14 protein-coding genes are annotated in these 16,206 nt (G+C 71.0%); 12 read left to right on the top strand and 2 right to left on the bottom strand.

Going from position 1 to position 16,206, the window contains the following annotated elements:
- Positions 1 to 48: 48 nt before the first annotated feature.
- Positions 49 to 522, top strand: coding sequence for an Lrp/AsnC family transcriptional regulator (locus tag HDC36_RS21795; RefSeq protein WP_179570962.1), 474 nt, complete (start codon positions 49 to 51; stop codon positions 520 to 522).
- A 27-nt stretch (positions 523 to 549) separates the two neighbouring features.
- Here HDC36_RS21795 and HDC36_RS21790 read toward each other — a convergent pair whose 3' ends face one another.
- Positions 550 to 1,101, bottom strand: a complete 552-nt coding sequence (locus HDC36_RS21790; protein ID WP_179570961.1) for a gamma carbonic anhydrase family protein — start codon at positions 1,099 to 1,101, stop codon at positions 550 to 552.
- Between the two features lie 382 nt (positions 1,102 to 1,483).
- Between HDC36_RS21790 and HDC36_RS21785 the strand changes: the two genes are divergently transcribed.
- The 11 genes from HDC36_RS21785 to HDC36_RS21735 all read left to right on the top strand — a co-directional run bounded on the left by HDC36_RS21785 (position 1,484) and on the right by HDC36_RS21735 (position 15,126).
- Complete coding sequence (locus tag HDC36_RS21785; protein WP_179570960.1) at positions 1,484 to 2,989, top strand: NosD domain-containing protein; 1,506 nt, start codon at positions 1,484 to 1,486, stop codon at positions 2,987 to 2,989.
- Positions 2,990 to 3,027: 38 nt separating this feature from the next.
- The gene (locus HDC36_RS21780; RefSeq protein WP_179570959.1) at positions 3,028 to 4,323 is read left to right on the top strand and encodes a carbohydrate porin; all 1,296 of its coding nucleotides are present in this window, start codon (positions 3,028 to 3,030) and stop codon (positions 4,321 to 4,323) included.
- A gap of 62 nt (positions 4,324 to 4,385) precedes the next feature.
- A complete protein-coding gene (gene aroD / locus HDC36_RS21775; RefSeq protein WP_255432861.1) occupies positions 4,386 to 5,270 on the top strand; it encodes a type I 3-dehydroquinate dehydratase in 885 nt (294 codons plus the stop codon).
- A gap of 28 nt (positions 5,271 to 5,298) precedes the next feature.
- Entirely contained in the window at positions 5,299 to 6,609 is a 1,311-nt protein-coding gene (locus tag HDC36_RS21770) for an MFS transporter (protein WP_179570958.1), read from the top strand.
- 388 nt (positions 6,610 to 6,997) lie between these two features.
- Positions 6,998 to 7,477, top strand: coding sequence for a MarR family transcriptional regulator (locus HDC36_RS21765; protein ID WP_225209978.1), 480 nt, complete (start codon positions 6,998 to 7,000; stop codon positions 7,475 to 7,477).
- A 167-nt stretch (positions 7,478 to 7,644) separates the two neighbouring features.
- Complete coding sequence (locus HDC36_RS21760) at positions 7,645 to 8,622, top strand: transporter (RefSeq protein WP_255432894.1); 978 nt, start codon at positions 7,645 to 7,647, stop codon at positions 8,620 to 8,622.
- Between the two features lie 16 nt (positions 8,623 to 8,638).
- Positions 8,639 to 9,406: a coniferyl-alcohol dehydrogenase gene (locus HDC36_RS21755; RefSeq protein ID WP_179570956.1), complete on the top strand. Its 768-nt coding sequence runs from the start codon at positions 8,639 to 8,641 to the stop codon at positions 9,404 to 9,406.
- A 38-nt stretch (positions 9,407 to 9,444) separates the two neighbouring features.
- The gene (locus HDC36_RS21750; RefSeq protein WP_179570955.1) at positions 9,445 to 10,914 is read left to right on the top strand and encodes a benzaldehyde dehydrogenase; all 1,470 of its coding nucleotides are present in this window, start codon (positions 9,445 to 9,447) and stop codon (positions 10,912 to 10,914) included.
- A gap of 180 nt (positions 10,915 to 11,094) precedes the next feature.
- Positions 11,095 to 11,934, top strand: coding sequence for a p-hydroxycinnamoyl CoA hydratase/lyase (locus tag HDC36_RS21745; RefSeq protein WP_179570954.1), 840 nt, complete (start codon positions 11,095 to 11,097; stop codon positions 11,932 to 11,934).
- A 22-nt stretch (positions 11,935 to 11,956) separates the two neighbouring features.
- Positions 11,957 to 14,104 carry an acetate--CoA ligase family protein gene (locus tag HDC36_RS21740; RefSeq protein WP_179570953.1) on the top strand — a complete coding sequence of 716 codons (2,148 nt, stop codon included), beginning with the start codon at positions 11,957 to 11,959 and terminating at the stop codon, positions 14,102 to 14,104.
- A 50-nt stretch (positions 14,105 to 14,154) separates the two neighbouring features.
- Entirely contained in the window at positions 14,155 to 15,126 is a 972-nt protein-coding gene (locus HDC36_RS21735; protein ID WP_179570952.1) for an alpha/beta hydrolase, read from the top strand.
- Positions 15,127 to 15,187: 61 nt separating this feature from the next.
- Here HDC36_RS21735 and HDC36_RS21730 read toward each other — a convergent pair whose 3' ends face one another.
- Positions 15,188 to 16,111, bottom strand: a complete 924-nt coding sequence (locus tag HDC36_RS21730; RefSeq protein WP_179570951.1) for a helix-turn-helix domain-containing protein — start codon at positions 16,109 to 16,111, stop codon at positions 15,188 to 15,190.
- Between the last annotated feature and the right edge of the window lie 95 nt (positions 16,112 to 16,206).

Below are 16,206 nucleotides of genomic sequence, written 5' to 3'. Positions count from 1 at the left end.
CGGCGTTTTGCCGATGAATCCAAGGTGCACGAAGAGAGGACGAGCGGCGTGGCAGCGAAACCCTGGCAGGGGGATGCCCTGGATCACGCGATTCTGGAGGCGTTGCAGTGCGACGGGCGCATCGCGTTGGCGGAACTGGGCCGGCGCATCGGCCTGTCGCAGCCGGCGATGTCCGAGCGCGTGCGCCGGCTCGAGGAGCAGGGCGTGATCACCGGTTACGCGGCCCGGGTCGATCCGCGGGTGGTGGGCCTGGCGACCGCGGCCATCGTCCGCCTGCGCACCACGCATGCGCAGATCGGCGCGTGCCTGGAGCAGTTCGCGCAGATGCCGCAGGTGCTGGAAGTGCATCGGGTCACCGGCGAGGACTGCTTCGTGCTGCGGGTGCTGGTGCCCGCGCCGGCGCAGCTGGAGCCGATCATCGATGCGTTGGCGCGGTTCGGCGCGGTGACCACCAGCGTGGTGTTGCGCAGCGAGGCGCCGCGCCCGATCGGCCGCGCCTTGCTGGCGTTGGCGGCAGAGTAGCTACGGCGCCACGCGCGACGTCTGCGCTTACTGCGGCGCCTGCGCGGCCGCGTCCAGATAACGGTCTTTCAGGCGCACGTAGTGCTGCGCGGAGTAGTGCAGGCTCTCGACCTCCTTGTCGCTGAGCGTGCGCGCCAGCCGCGCCGGATTGCCCAGCCACAGTTCGCGCTCGCCGACCGCCTTGCCCGGCCCGACCACCGCGCCGGCGCCGACGAAGCCGTATTTCTTCACCGTGGCGCCGTCGAGGATGCACGCACCCATGCCGATCAGGCACAGGTCCTCGATGGTGCAGGCGTGGATGATGCAGCCGTGGCCCACGGTCACGTCGGTCCCGATCAGGGTCGGATAGCCGGCGGTGTTGAACGGGCTGTGGTGGCTGACGTGGATGATGGTGCCGTCCTGGATGTTGCTGCGCGCGCCGATGCGCACGTGGTTGACGTCGCCGCGGATCACCGTGCCCGGCCAGACCGACACGTCCTCGTCCAGCACCACGTCGCCGATGAGGGTGCAGGCCGGGTCCACGTAGACGCGTGCGCCGAGCTGCGGCGTCTTGTCCAGAAACGGGCGGATCGGGTTCACGGCATTCTCCGGCGGAAGCGGCGGGGGACATGCGCCGGGCTGCGGCGCGGTCGTCGATGATAGCGCCTGGCCACGCCGCGCCTGCCGCGACGCAGGCCCGCTCTGGCCGGAACAAGGCATGGCGGAGCAGCGCCCGGACGCCAGGCGCCAGCGGCCGACCATCGAAGCAAATCCGGGCTTTGTTCGATAAACGCACATTACATCGATATTCGCACTTGAATGGTGCAGTGCGATAAAACTAGCGTTGCCTCCTGTTCCAGCGTTCCATCCCTGACGCGGCGAGGACGGCACTTGCGTGCCGAGGTCGGGTGCAGGGGATGACCGCCGGGAGTGCGCGCCGCGTGGCGGCGCCGATCAACGTCCTTGTGCGGAGATGTGTCCCATGCGTCGTAGCTTGTCCGGGTGTGCGCTGCTGGCCGCAGCGGTGGTGCCGCCGTGCGTGTCCGCCTACCAGGCCGAGCCGCTGCCTGCGGCACTGAGCGTGCTCACCGTGGACCGCTATGCCGACGACACCGCGCCGGGCTCGCTGCGCTGGGCGATCGCCACCGCCAACCTGGCGCCGGGCCGCCATCGCATCGAGATCGCCGCGGTGGGCCGGCCGCCGTACGTGATCCGGCCGGCGTCGCCGCTGCCGGAGATCAGGGGGCCGGTGCAGATCGTCGGCACCGCGCGCGACGTGGACGGGCAGTACATCGCCATCGACGGTTCGGCCTATGTGCGCGGCAAGGGCACCGAGGCGTGCCCCGGCGCGGAGAAGGGCCAGTTCGGCGCCAACGTGCGCACCACCACGCTGCCCGGGCTGGTGCTGCGCGACACCCAGGGCGTGGAACTGAGCGGCCTGGAGATCCGCAACTTCTGCATCGGCGTGCTGATCAACCGCGCCAGCGGCAACGAACTCCACGACAACCGCATCGTCGCCAACAAGGGCGGCGCCGGGGTGATGCTGACCGGCGACGACGGCAGCGGCCAGTCCACCGCCACCAGCACCGTGCACAACCGCATCGTGCGCAACGAGTTCCTCGACAACGGCGACGGGCTGGAGCTGACCCGCGGCGCCGCATGGAACCTGGTGGCCGACAACCTGTTCCGCTCCACCGACGCCAACCCGGAGCCGTCGCAGGGCATCGAGATCCTGTGGGGCAACGACAACAGCGTGCTGCGCAACCGCTTCGAGAACTACTCCGACGGGCTGCAGATCAACTGGGGCAACCGCAACACCATCGCCGCCAATACCTTCATCGGCAACTCGATCGGGGTCAGCATCAGCGGCCGCGGCAACGTCGTCGACGGCAACACCCTCAGCGGCAACGGCATCGGCATCGCGGTCCGCCCGCAGCCGCGCAGCGAGGCCAACCGCTTCACCGCCAACCTGCTGTCCGGCAACGGCCTGAAGATCGAGCGCTGCCAGGCCGGCGGCGCCTGCGTGCCGGGGCAGCCGCGCGGCGCGATCGTGTTCGGCGTGCCCGGCCTGGAACACGCCAGCTTCGTCGGCTCGCGCGGGATCGGCGTGGACACCGACGCGTCCAAGCGCGCCAGGATCTGCGCCGCGGGCGAGAGCGCGGACTGCCAGCCGGCGCCCAACCATGGCCAGGCGCCGCCGCGGCTGCTGGCGGTGAGCGGCAACGGCCAACGCGAACTGCAGGGCGAGTTCGCCGGCACCCCGCGCAGCCGCTACACGGTGGAGCTGTTCGGCAACCGCGACGCCGGCAGCGACGAGGCCGAACGCTACCTCGGCCGGCTCGACGCGGTGGTGGATGGCGACGGCCATGCACGCTTCCGCTATCGCCTGCCGCCGGACAGCGCCGACCTGGCCAATCTCACCGCCACCGTCACCAGCGCCGACGGCGCGACCTCGCCGCTGAGCGCGCCGCTGGCGTTGCCGCGTTGAGCGCCATGACCCTGCTTCCGCCCAGCAAGAGTGTCCGCATGTCCGCATCGCCGCCTCCATCCCGCCTGCTGCTCGTCGCCGTGCTGCTGGCGCTGCCCGCCGCGGCCGCCGCGCAGTCCGCAGCCAACGCCTACGCCGGCAACACCCTCACCGGCGATTGGGGCGGCACGCGCAGCGCCTGGGCCGCGAACGGGGTCAGCGTCCGCGGCGACTACGTCGGCGAAGCGCTGGGCGTGACCGACGGCGGCTACGGCCGCACCGGCGCGCGCTATGCGCAGCAGGTGCGGCTGGGGCTGGACCTGGACATGGGCAAGCTGGCCGGCTGGGAGGGCGGCACCTTCCGCTTCACCCTCAACGACCGCCGCGGCCGCAGCACGTCGGTGGACCTGATCGGCAACCGCTTCCCGGTGCAGGAGGCCTATGGCGGCCAGTACACGCGCCTGTCCGAATTCAGCTACGACCAGACGTTCGCCAGCGGCACCTACTTCAAGCTCGGCTACTACGCGATGGGCAACCAGTTCGGCCTGCTCGGCGCCGGCACCAGTTTCGTCAATGCCGCGTTCTGCGCGCATCCGCTGGCGATGTCCGGCAACAGCGGCTGGTACAACTATCCGGTCGCGCGCTGGGGCGGCGAAGTGGCGCAGCAAATGAGCCCGGCGCTGAACCTGCGCGTGGGCGGCTTCCAGGTCAATCCGAACCTGGCCGGCGACAATGTGCACAACGCGTTCCGCCCGTTCGTCGGCGGCACCACCGGCACGCTGTTTCCGGTCGAGCTGACCTGGACCCCGGGCAAGGGCACGCGCCATGCCGGCGTGTACAAGCTCGGCGGCTATTACGATTCCTCGCGCGTGGCGCGCAAGGGCCTGGACAGCAGCGACACCACCGGCCGCCATGGCGCCTACCTGCTGGCCGAGCAGAAGCTGTACAGCGAGGCGGCCGATCCGGCGCGCGGCTTCAGCGTGTTCGGCGAATACATGCAGTCCGACCGCGCCACCGCGCAGATCCGCCGCTGGTACGCGCTGGGCGGCATCTACCAGGGCATCGGCGCGCGCAGCCAGGACCGCATCGCGCTGGGCTATGTCGGCGGCGACATCAACCGCACGCTGGTGGATGCGCGCCGCGCGTCGCTGGTGGACGCCGGGGTGCCGGCGGATTCGCCGCTGTACGCGTTGAGCGGGGCGGAGGAACTGTACGAGCTGTCCTACAGCGCCCAGATCACGCCGTGGCTGATGCTGCGCCCGGATGTGCAGTACGTGGTCAATCCCGGCACCTTCTCCTACCGCCAGACCGACAACGCCTGGGTGGTCGGCCTGCAGGCCAAGGTCACGTTCTGATGCGTGCCGGCGCTTCCCGGCGCGCCGCGCTGCGCGCTCCGTCGTTTCCACGGGGTGTTCCGATGACCATGTCGCTGTCGCGCGTTTTCGTTGCCGCCCTGGCCGGCGTGCTGCTGCTGGCCGCACTGCCGGTGTCGGCGCAGTCCGCTGCGGCGGCAACGCCGTTGCCGGCAACCAAGGTGCTGGACGTGCGCGGTGTGCGCATCGGCGAGGGCGCGCCCAAGACCATCGTGCCGATCACCGCCACCACGGCCAAGGAGGCGCTGGCGCAGGCCGCGCGCATCGCCGCCAACGCCGATACCGATATCGCCGAGTGGCGCATCGATTACCTGGACAACGCGCTCGACGGCAAGGCGCTGGCGCGGCTGGGACCGCAGGTGGCCAGGGCCCTGCACGGCAAGCCGCTGCTGCTGACCTTCCGCACCAAGGCCGAGGGCGGCGCCAGGCCGATCGCCGACGCCGACTACGGCAAGCTCTATGCGACGCTGCTGCAGGCGCGCTTCGCCGACCTGCTGGACGTGGAGATGTTCCGCGATGCGGCGGTGGTGCAGGCGCTGGTCGCGCAGGCGCACGCGGCCGGCGTGTCCGTGGTCATGTCCAGCCACGACTTCCAGCGCACGCCCGACACCGCCGAGATCGTCGCGCGCCTGCAGCGCCAGCAGGCGCTGGGCGCGGACGTGCTGAAGATCGCGGTGATGCCGCACGACGCCGGCGACGTGCTCAAGCTGCTCGACGCGACCTGGCAGCTGCGCCGCAGCAGCGACCGTCCGCTGCTGACCATGGCGATGGGCGGCACCGGCGTGGTCTCGCGCCTGTCCGGCGAGACCTTCGGCCAGGCGCTGACCTTCGGCATGCTCGGCAAGGCGTCCGCGCCGGGGCAGGTCGAGGTCGGCCGCCTGCGCGAAGTGCTCGACACGATCCACCAGGCCGCCAGCGCCGCGCGCTGAGCCGGCGCCGCCACCCAGGAATCCCGCCATGAGCCATGCCGCCGCCGCGCCTTCCTCCGTCGTGCTCGAACGCATGAGCGGCTTCCAGTGGATCGCCATCGCGATCTGCGTGCTGCTCAACATGCTCGACGGCTTCGACGTGATGGTGATGGCATTCACCGCGCCGCACATCTCCGGCGACTGGCAGCTGTCGGGTAAGGCGCTGGGGCTGCTGCTCAGCGCCGGCCTGGTCGGGATGGCGGTGGGGTCGCTGTTCCTGGCGCCGCTGGCCGACCGCATCGGCCGGCGCGCGGTGATCCTGTGGTGCCTGGGCATCCTGACCGCCGGCATGGGCCTGTCGGTGCTGGCGCAGGGTCCGTGGCAGCTCGGGCTGCTGCGCGTGTTCACCGGCGTCGGCATCGGCGGCATGCTGGCCAGCGTCGGCGTGATCACCGCCGAGTACGCCGACGCCAAGTGGCGCAGCACCGCGGTGGCGCTGCAGGCGACCGGCTATCCGATCGGCGCCACCCTGGGCGGGCTGATCGCCGCATTCGTGCTCGAGCGCTGGAGCTGGCATGCGGTGTTCCTGCTCGGCGCGGCCGCCTCGCTGCTGTGCGTGCCGCTGGTGCTGCGCTGGCTGCCCGAATCGCTGGACTTCCTGGTGACGCGGCGCCCGCCCGGCGCGCTGGCCCGGCTCAATGCGCTGCTGGCGCGGATGCGGATGGCGCCGCTGGCCGCACTGCCGCCGGTGGCGGTGCGCGCCAGCGGCGACAAGCAGGGCTACGCGGCGCTGTTCGTCGGCCCGCTGCGGCGGCCGGCGCTGCTGATCGCGCTGGCGTTCTTCCTGCACATGTTCGCGTTCTATTTCGTGCTGAGCTGGACGCCGAAATTGCTGGTGGCCGCTGGCGTTTCGGCGCAGCAGGGCATCACCGGCGGGGTGCTGCTGAACCTGGGCGGCATCGTCGGCGGCAGCCTGTTCGGCTGGTTGGCGTCGCGCCTGCCGCTGTCGCGCCTGACCAGCGTCAGCCTGTTGCTGGCCGGATTGGGCATGGTGCTGTTCGCCGGCTTCAACACCCGGCTCGGTATCGCTTTCCCGGTGGCGTTCGTGATCGGCGCGGCGCTGTTCGCGGCGATGGCCGGCCTGTACGCCACCGCGCCGGCGGTGTTCGCGCCGCAGGTGCGCAGCACCGGGCTGGGTTGGGCGATCGGCATCGGCCGGCTCGGCGCGATCCTGTCGCCGCTGACGGTGGGCCTGCTGGTCGATCGCGGTTGGTCGCCGTCGACGCTGTACGTGGTCTGCGCGGCGCCGCTGTTGCTGGCGGCCATTGTCTGCGCGCTGCTGCAACGCAGCGCGCGCTGAGCCGGGCGCCGGCGCGCAGCGAGAAGGCACGAGGGCGCGGCCACCGAATGCTGCAATGCAGCTTGCGATAATACTTATGATCAATAACTATTATTGAAAGTAACAGAAGCGTGCGGTCCCCGATCCGGGTGCCGGCGCGGGGCGGATCGGAACAGGGCGCTCGGCGCCGTTGCGAAGCCGCGATATCCATGGCGTGTGGTCGGATCCGGGAGGATGCGTCGTATGCAGCAGCGAGGCAGTGCGTCGTTTTTGCCGGCCGTGCCGGCGCCCGCAGCGCGGGCCGCGCACGGTGCCGCTGCGCCATGCCGCGGCACGCCGGCGCCGGCCGAGCCCGGCGAATGCCTGCGCTATGCTGTGCGCACCGCTTCCCCTGCACGGCGCACCGCCCTTGAGCAACACGCAACTTCCCGACAGCAGCGCACCGGCCGAATCGATCGACCAGGCCCGGCTGACCCGGCTGCTCGGCTTCCGGCTGACCCGGACCGAATTGCAGATCCGGCGGATGTTCCTGGAGTGCGTGCGCGACTACGACCTGAAGCCGGTCGACTTCTCGGTGCTGGTGCTGGTGGATGCGAACAGCGGCGCCAACCAGCGCCAGCTCGCCGAAGTGCTGGATGTCTCCCCGCCCAACCTGGCGATCGTGATCGCGCGGCTGATCAAGCGCCGGCTGCTGCGCCAGGTGCGCGGACGCCAGGACCGGCGCATGCAGCATCTGCATCTGACCGCGACCGGCAAGGCATTGCTGGACGAGGCCGAGGCGGCGGTGCAGCGGATGGAAGCGCAACTGCTGGACGCGCTGGGCGCGTCCGCAGGGCGCTCGCTGCTGCGTGCGCTCGACCTGCTCGGCAGGATCGCACCGACGACCTGATCCTCGCGGCGCCTGCGCGCCGCTCCGCCGCATCCCGCTCCACGCCGCCGGATTCCCCGGCCGGCGCATGCAGCGCGTGCGGCGTTCGTCTCCCCCCCGCGCTCGGCCGTTCCATCCTGTCCAGGAGAACCCTCGCCGTGAGTCGCATGCCCGTCGCTGTCCCCGCAATGCCGCGTCCGCGGCACCTCGCCTTCGCCCTCCTGCTCTCGCTTGCCGCTACCCCGGCCTGGGCGCAGAGCGTGCCGCAGACCGTGCAGCTGACCAACGGGCTGAACACCGGCGGCACCAGTTTCCTGGATGGCTTCACCCGCACCGAACCAGGCTGGGCGATCGTGCAGTACGCACGCTATACGCACCTGGATGCGATCGAGGACGCGCACGGCGACGACGTGCCGGCGTTCCGCGGCACCGACATCGGCTCGACGCTGCTGCTGACCCAGTTCGCCTACGCGACGCGGTACAAGCTGTTCGGCGGTGTGTTCGGCCTCAACGCGCTGGTGCCGCTGGTCAATCTCGACGCCGCGTTCGCGGCCGACAGCCCGGCACGGCTGCGCGACAACGGCTTCGGCCTCGGCGACATCACCTTCGGTCCGTATCTGCAGATGCTGCCGACGATCCGCGACGGGCGGCCGGTGTTCGTCCAGCGCTTCGAGTTCGACGCAATCGCGCCGGTCGGGAAATTCGATCGCGACCGCGATCTCAACCAGAGCTCGGGCTATTGGTCGCTGATCCCGAGCTGGGCGTTCACCGTGTTGCCCACGCCGCAGTGGGAACTCAGCGCGCGCCTGAACTACGTCTACAACTTCCGCGCCGACAAGGCCGCCAACCCACCGCAACTGGATGGTTTCACGTTCCGCAACGGCCAGGCCGGCGATGCGTTCTGGGTCAACTTCGCCAGTTCCTACGCGCTGACGCCCGCGTTCCGGTTGGGCGTGAACGGCTACTACCTCAAGCAGCTGCGCGACAACCGCACCAATGGCGAGCGCGTGGCCGACACCAGGCAGAGCCAGTTCTATCTCGGCCCCGGCGCGTCGTGGCGGATCGATGCGCACAACATGCTCAACGCCAATCTGTACCTGCCGGTGGAGGTGAAGAACGCCGCCTCCGGCAACAACGTCAACTTCCAGTACGTCCACGTGTTCTGAACCGGATTTCGCTCTCATGAACCTGCACAACAAGACCCTCGTAGTGACCGGCGTGGCCTCGGGCATCGGCGGCGAAGTGGCGCGGCTGGCACGCTTCCACGGCGCACGCGTGATCGGCGTGGACCGCAATCCGGTCAACATGACACTGGACGGTTTCCACCAGGCCGACCTCGGCAATCCGGCCGCGATCGATGCGCTGGTGGCGCACTTGCCCGAGCGTATCGACGCGCTGGCCAACATCGCCGGCGTGCCAGGCACCGCACCGGTGGAGCTGGTGGCAAAGGTGAACTACCTGGGCCTGCGCCATCTCAGCCAGGCGCTGCTGCCGCGCATCGCCGCCGGCGGCAGCATCGTCAACGTCGCCTCGATCCTCGGCGCGGAATGGCCGCAGCGGCTGGACCTGCATCGCGCATTGGCGCAGACCCCCGACTACGCCGCCGGCGAGCGCTGGCTGCAGGCGCATCCGGTGGCGCAGGCCACCTGCTACCAGTACTTCAAGGAAGCGCTGATCGTGTGGAGCGCGCTGCGTTCGCAGGACTGGTTCGCCGGCCACGACGTGCGCGTCAACAGCGTCGCGCCCGGCCCGGTGTTCACGCCGATCCTGGGCGATTTCGTGGCGATGCTCGGGCCGGAGCGGGTCCAGGCTGATGCGGGCAAGATGAAGCGCCCGGCCTATGCCGACGAGGTCGCCGAGGCGATCGTGTTCCTCGCCTCCGATGCCGCGCGCTGGATCAACGGCGTCAACCTGCCGGTGGATGGCGGCCTGGCCGCCACCGCGATCTGAACCTTCGTTCTCCCGTCCCTTTTCCGAGACCACGCACCATGAACAACCCCAGCACTCCCCTGGCCCTTGCCGCGACCTGGCAGGGCGCGCTGTTCGACGGCGACTGGATCGCCGCGGCCGACACCCTCGAGGTGATCGAACCAGGATCCGGCCAGCCGCTGTATTCGGTCGGCAAGGCCGGGCCGGCCGAGGTCGACGCCGCGGTGGCGAAGGCGCGCGCGGCGCAGCGCGCCTGGGCCGCGACGCCGCCACGCGAGCGTGCCGCGGTGTTCCATCGCGCCGCGGCGATCCTGCAGGAACAGGCGGCCGCGGCCGCGGCGCTGATCGCGCGCGAGACCGGCGGCATCCTGGCCAAGGGCGAGCACGAAGTGCGCGAGGCGATCGTGCTGCTGCAGCGCGCCGCGGCGATGCCGTTGCACGCCAGCGGGCAGGTGCTGCCGAGCGCGCCGGGCCGCTTGAGCCTGGCGCGGCAGCTGCCGTTGGGCGTGATCGGGGTGATCTCCCCGTTCAATTTCCCGCTGGTGCTGTCGTTGCGCTCGGTGGCACCGGCGCTGGCGGTCGGCAACGCGGTGGTGCTCAAGCCCGATCCGCGGACGCCGTATGCCGGCGGCTTCGTCATCGCCGAGGTGCTGGCCGCGGCCGGCCTGCCCAAGGGCCTGCTGCACGTGCTGCCCGGTGGCGCCGATGCCGGCCAGGCGCTGGTCGAGGCGCCCGGCGTGCCGATGATCGCGTTCACCGGTTCCACCGCGGCCGGCCGCAAGATCGGCGAGCTGGCCGGCAGGCACCTGAAGAAGGTCTCGCTGGAACTGGGCGGCAAGAACGCGCTGATCGTGCTGGAGGACGCCGACCTGGAGCGCGCGGTCTCGGCGATCGCGTTCGGCGCCTACTTCCACCAAGGCCAGATCTGCATGGCCACCGGCCGCGTGCTGGTCCAGCGCGGCATCGCCGCCGAGTTGACCCGGCGCCTGGCCGAGAAGGCGCGGCACCTGCCGGTCGGCGATCCGGCCAGCGGTCAGGTCGCGCTCGGGCCGATCATCGACCGGCGCCAGCTGCAGAACGTGGTGGACATCGTCGCCGCCTCGGTGGCGGCCGGCGCGGTGGTCGAGGCCGGCGGCAGTCACGAGGGCCTGTTCTACGCGCCGACCGTGCTGTCCAACGTGCAGCCGGGCATGCGCGCGTTCGAGGAGGAGGTGTTCGGACCGGTCGCCAACATCATCGTGTTCGACAGCGACGACGAGGCGGTGGCGTTGGCCAACCGCACCGAGTACGGCCTGTCGGCGGGAGTGATCTCGGCCTCGGTCGGCCGCGCGCTGGCGATCGGCGAGCGCCTGCACACCGGGTTGCTGCACATCAACGACCAGACCGTGGCCGACGAGGTGGTCAACCCGTTCGGCGGCACCGGCGCCTCCGGCAACGGCACCAGCGTCGGCGGCCCGGCCGACTGGGAGCAGTACACCCACTGGCAGTGGGTCACGATCCAGGATGCGGTGCCGCAGTACCCGTACTGAGCGCGATGCTTAAGCCCCTCTCCCTCCGGGAGAGGGGTTGGGGTGAGGGTCCGGCGCGAAAGCGACTCGCTGATTAAGTACACGAGGCTGCGCCCGGACCCTCATCAGCCCCTTCGGGGCACCTTCTCCCGCAGGGAGAAGGAACACCCCCCCATTCTCCCCCCACCGAGGTCGATCCACATGAGCAGCAAACCCGAACACGACACCGTCGCCTATGCCGTCGAGGACGGCGTGGCCTGGGTGAAATTCAACCGGCCGGAGAAGCGCAACGCGATGAGCCCGGCGCTCAACCGCAGGATGCTCGAGGTCCTGGATGAACTCGAATTCCGCGACGACGTGCGCGTGCTGGTGCTGACCGGCGAGGGCAGCGCCTGGACCGCCGGCATGGACCTGCAGGAATACTTCCGCGACACCGAGGCGCACGGCCTGGCCGGCACGCGCAAGGCGCAGCGCGAGAGCTACGGCTGGTGGCGGCGCCTGCGCTGGTACCAGAAGCCGACCATCGCGATGGTCAACGGCTGGTGCTTCGGCGGCGGCTACGGCCCCCTGTTCGCCTGCGACCTGGCCTTCGCCGACGAGGACGCCAAGTTCGGCCTGTCCGAGATCAACTGGGGCATCCTGCCCGGCGGCGGCGCCTCCAAGGTGGCGGCCGAACTGCTGTCGTTCCGGCGCGCGATGTACCACGCGATGCTCGGCGAACCGATCGACGGCCGCACCGCCGCCGAGTGGGGCCTGGTCAACGAGGCGCTGCCGGGCGAGCGCCTGCGCGCGCGCGTGGCGGAGGTGGCGCAGGCGCTGTCGAAGAAGAATCCAGTGGCGCTGAAGGCGACCAAGGACGCGGTGCGGCGCGTGCGCGAAATGACCTACGAAAACGCCGAGGACTATCTGGTGCGCGCGCAGGAAGCGGCCAACAGCTACGACGACGGCCGCAAGGAAGGGCTGAAGCAGTTCCTGGACGAGAAGAGCTACAAGCCCGGCCTGGGCGCCTACGATCTGTCCCGGCAACGCCGCGACGCCTGAGCACAGCGAGGTTACGATGGACATGAGCACGACTCCCGCCGCGCCGCCGCTGGGCGCGGTGCGGACCCCGGTGCAGCGGCTGCTGGAACCGGCTTCGATCGCCATCGTCGGCGCCTCGCCGACGCCGGGCGCGCTCGGCGCCTCGATGTTGGGCAATCTCGAACGCAACGGCTATGCCGGACAGATCCACCTGATCAACCCCAAGCGCGAAGAGATCGGCGGGCGGCCGTGCCTGGCGTCGATCGCGCTCCTGCCCGATGGCGTGGACGTGGCGGTGCTGGCGATCCCGCAGCCGGCGGTGCTCGACGCGGTGCGCGCGCTGGCCGCGCGCGGCGTGGGCGCGGCGGTAATCTTCTCCTCCGGTTTCGCCGAGGCCGGCGAGGCGGGCCAGGCGCAGCAGCGCGAGATCGCGCGGATCGCCGCGGCGGCCGGCATGCTGGTCGAAGGCCCCAACTGCCTGGGTTGCATCAACTACCTGGCGCGCATCCCGCTGACCTTCATCGAAGCCGACGTCAGCGCCGAACAGGCCGCGCGCAACCGCGCCGCGCCGGCGATCGGCATCCTCTCGCAGAGCGGGGCGATGATGACGGTGCTCAACACCACGCTGGCCAGCCGCGACCTGCCGCTGTCCTATGCGATCTCCACCGGCAACGAGGCCGCCAGCCACATCGAGGACTACCTCGACTTCCTGCTCGATCACGCCGGCACGCGGGTGATCGCGATGATCGCCGAACAGTTCCGCCAGCCGCGCCGGCTGCTGGCGCTGGCGCGGCGCGCGCGCGCCGCCGGCACGCGGCTGGTGTTGCTGCATCCGGGAAAGAGCAGCGCCGCGCGCGACTCCGCCGCCACCCACACCGGCGCGCTCGCCGGCGACTACCAGGTGATGCGCACGCTGGTCGAACGCGCCGGCGTGGTGCTCGCCGACACCCTCGAAGAACTGGGCGACATCGCCGAGATCGCGCTGCGCTGCCCGCGCCTGCCGGCGGCGGGCACAGCGATCCTGGGCGAGTCGGGCGCGTTCAAGGCGCTGTGCCTGGACCTGTGCGAAGACCTGGGGCTGGACCTGCCGCCCCTGCACGACGGCGATTCCCCGGCGCTGCGCGCGGCCATGCCGGCATTCGTCGCGGTCAGCAATCCGCTTGATCTCACCGCGCAGGGACTGGTCGATCCGGACCTGTACCAGCGCACCTTGGCGGCGTTGTTCGACGACCCGCGCTTCGCCACGATCGTGGTCGGCCTGATCCAGACCGATCCGGTGACCTGCGCGATCAAGCTGCCGCCGGTGCTGCGCGCGGTGCGCGAGCTGCGCCCGCACAAGGCGGTGATCTTCGCCGGCCTCGACGAGGGCGCGGCGCTGCCGGCCGACTATTTGGCGCAGTTGCGCGAAGTGGGCGTGCCGTACTTCCCCAGCAGCGAACGCGCGCTGCGCGCCATCGCGCGCCTGGCGGCGCTGGCCGAGCGCGATTTCGACGAAGCCGCGACGGTGGCGGTGCAGGTCGCGTTGCCGGCGCAGGGCGGGGTGATTCCCGAGCATCGCGCCAAGGCGCTGCTGGCCCCGCTCGGGCTGCCGTTCGCGCGCGGCGAACTGGCCGCCACGCTGCAGCAGGCGCAGGCGGCCGCGGCGCGGATCGGCTATCCGGTGGCGCTGAAGGCGCAGTCGGTCGAGCTGGGCCACAAGAGCGATGTCGGCGGCGTGATCCTCGGCCTCGGCGACGCCGCGGCGCTGGCGGAAGGCTGGGAACGGCTGCACGCCAATCTCGCCCGGCATGCGCCGGATGCGCCGCTGGAGGGCGTGCTGGTCGAGGCGATGGGCGAGCGCGGCATGGAGATGATCGTCGGCGCGCGCCACGATCCGCAGTGGGGGCCGGTGATCCTGGTCGGCTTCGGTGGCGTCGCCGCCGAGGTGCTGCGCGACGTGCGCCTGCTCGCGCCGGACCTGCCGGCGGCGTCGGTGATCGGCGAACTGCAACGGCTCAAGGGCGCGGCGCTGCTGCACGGTCATCGCGGCGCGCCGGCGCTGGACGTGGCCGCGCTGGCGGAGCTGGTGGTGCGGCTGGGCAGCGTGCTGCGCGCCGAACCGCGGATCCGCGAGATCGACCTCAATCCGGTGATCGTCTATCCGCAAGGGCGCGGCGTGCTCGCGCTGGATGCGCTGATGCTGATCGACTGATCCGGCCACCTGGCCGCCTTTCCACCACGACCCCAGACCTGGAGCGAGCGATGCAAGCCGATCCTTTCGACCCCTCGCGCCTGGCGCCCGACGTCCTCACGGCGCTGGCGACCATGGCTGCCGCTGCGGACGGCAAGCCGCCGTTGCATACCTTGCCGATGCCGGCGATGCGCCGCGCCTACCGCGAAATCACCACGGTGCTCGGCGGCGATGCGTGGCCGATGCGGGAGGTGCGCGACCTGCAGGCCGACGGGCCGCTCGGGCCGATTCCGTTGCGGCGCTATCTGCCCGCGGCGGCCGCGGCGCCGTCTGCGGCCATCGTGTACCTGCATGGCGGCGGCTGGATCCTGGGCGACCTGGACAGCCACGACAAGGTCTGCCGACGCCTGGCGCATGCCGCCGGCTGTGCGGTGATCGCGGTGGACTACCGGTTGGCCCCGGAGCATCCGGCGCCCGCCGGTCCCGAGGACGTGCTGGCGGCGATCCGTTGGCTGCACGCGCACGCCGCGGAACTGGCGCTGGATCCGGCACGCCTCGCGGTGGCCGGCGACAGCGCTGGCGGCGGTCTGGCCGCCATGGCCTGCCAGGCGTTGCGCGGCAGCGCGGTGGCCTTGCGCGCGCAGGTGCTGTTCTATCCGGGGACCGACCTGTCGCCCGGCGGCGATGCGTTTCCTTCGCGGCGCAGGAACGGCGCGGTACCGCCGTTGACGTTGGAGCTGATGCAGGCCATGTCCGGTCCGTTCCTGTCCTCGGGCCTGGACCCGCGCGACCCGCGCCTGTCGCCGCTGCAGGCAGCGGACGTGTCCGGATTGCCGCCGGCGCTGGTGTTCACCGCCGAATGCGATGCGCTGCTCGACGACGGCCGCCTGTATGCCGATGCATTGCGCACCGCGGGCGTACCGGTGGAGTACGTCGAACTGCCCGGCATGGTCCACGGCTTCATCGAGATGGCGGGCGTGTTGCCGGCTGCGGTGCAGGCGATCGAGCGTAGCGGCGCGTTCCTGCGCGAGCGCCTGGCTTGAGCGATGCGGGCAGGCCGATCCCGATCGCGCCGATAGGCAGCGCCCGGCAGCGCGGGCGTTCCTAGCGCGTTGCCGGCGCGCCGACGCCGCCCTGCTGCGCGCGGCGGAACGCATTCGGCGAACAGCCGGCATTGCGGGCGAAATAGCGGCTGAAATAGGCCGCGTCGGCGAACCCCAGCCAGGTGGCGATCTGCTGCACGCTCAGCGAGGTGTAGACCAGGCTGCGCTGCGCCTCCAGCATCACCCGCCGCTGCAGCAACTGCAGCGGCGCGGCATTGGCATGCTGCCGGCACACCGCGCCGAGGTGACTGGCGCTGAGGCCCAACTGGTCGGCATAGCGCTGCAGCGGCCAGTGTTCGCGATAGTGCCGGTCCACCAGCGCCAGGAAGCCGCGAACATGTTCGCTGCCGCGGTCGTGGCCGCTGTCCGCACCCGGCGCGGGTTGCTGCAGCACGCGTCGCGCGGTCCACACCAGCAACTGGCCGGCCAGCGCGTGCAGCATCGGCACCCGGCCTTCGCGGCGGTGCGCGTGTTCGGTGGCGAGTCCGGCGAAGCAGGCGTCGAGCATGGCGCGGTCGCGGCCGACGTCCAGGCAGGCAGGTCGCGCCAGCGCCTGCGCCATCTGCGGCCACTGCGCGTGCCAGGCCTGCAGCAGCGCGGCGGACAGGGTGACGATGTGGCCGCGGATGCGGCGATGGAAATCGAAGCCGTGCACGTACAGCGGCGGCATCCACACCAGCGCGGCCCGATCCACCCGCTGGCTGCGCCCGTCGATATGGATCCCGGCCGGGCCGCTCTGCACGTACAGCAGTTGCGACAGATCGTGGTGCCGGTGCGGCCGGATCCGCCAGCCGTGCAGGCGGCTGCGCGCCGCGATCGACTCCCAGTGCAGCGCATCGGCCGCGGTGGCGTCGCCGGTCTCGCCGTACAGGCGGAACGCGGGGACGGATTGGGCCTGAACGGGTGGTTCGGTGATCGCAGCCATCGGCGAAAAGTGCAGGAAATTCTCCGGTTAGTCCATTGGAATCGCGCAACGGCGCGAGAAGACTGGCGAAAAGTACCGCCATGCCGGTTTCGGAG

Source organism: Xanthomonas sp. JAI131 (assembly GCF_013410075.1).
Taxonomy (GTDB): Bacteria; Pseudomonadota; Gammaproteobacteria; order Xanthomonadales; family Xanthomonadaceae; genus Xanthomonas_A; species Xanthomonas_A bonasiae.
The sequence above is the reverse complement of the archived record's forward strand: the minus strand, read 5'-3'. Positions and strand labels throughout refer to the sequence as shown.

Bases quoted from the DNA above. Each gene is read 5' to 3' on its own strand.
- HDC36_RS21770 (WP_179570958.1), top strand. From the start codon at position 5,299: ATGAGCCATGCCGCCGCCGCGCCTTCCTCCGTCGTGCTCGAACGCATG.
- HDC36_RS21760 (WP_255432894.1), top strand. From the start codon at position 7,645: ATGCCGCGTCCGCGGCACCTCGCCTTCGCCCTCCTGCTCTCGCTTGCC.
- HDC36_RS21730 (WP_179570951.1), bottom strand. From the start codon at position 16,111: ATGGCTGCGATCACCGAACCACCCGTTCAGGCCCAATCCGTCCCCGCG.
- HDC36_RS21780 (WP_179570959.1), top strand. From the start codon at position 3,028: ATGTCCGCATCGCCGCCTCCATCCCGCCTGCTGCTCGTCGCCGTGCTG.
- HDC36_RS21755 (WP_179570956.1), top strand. From the start codon at position 8,639: ATGAACCTGCACAACAAGACCCTCGTAGTGACCGGCGTGGCCTCGGGC.
- HDC36_RS21750 (WP_179570955.1), top strand. From the start codon at position 9,445: ATGAACAACCCCAGCACTCCCCTGGCCCTTGCCGCGACCTGGCAGGGC.
- aroD (WP_255432861.1), top strand. From the start codon at position 4,386: ATGACCATGTCGCTGTCGCGCGTTTTCGTTGCCGCCCTGGCCGGCGTG.
- HDC36_RS21785 (WP_179570960.1), top strand. From the start codon at position 1,484: ATGCGTCGTAGCTTGTCCGGGTGTGCGCTGCTGGCCGCAGCGGTGGTG.
- HDC36_RS21740 (WP_179570953.1), top strand. From the start codon at position 11,957: ATGAGCACGACTCCCGCCGCGCCGCCGCTGGGCGCGGTGCGGACCCCG.
- HDC36_RS21735 (WP_179570952.1), top strand. From the start codon at position 14,155: ATGCAAGCCGATCCTTTCGACCCCTCGCGCCTGGCGCCCGACGTCCTC.
- HDC36_RS21745 (WP_179570954.1), top strand. From the start codon at position 11,095: ATGAGCAGCAAACCCGAACACGACACCGTCGCCTATGCCGTCGAGGAC.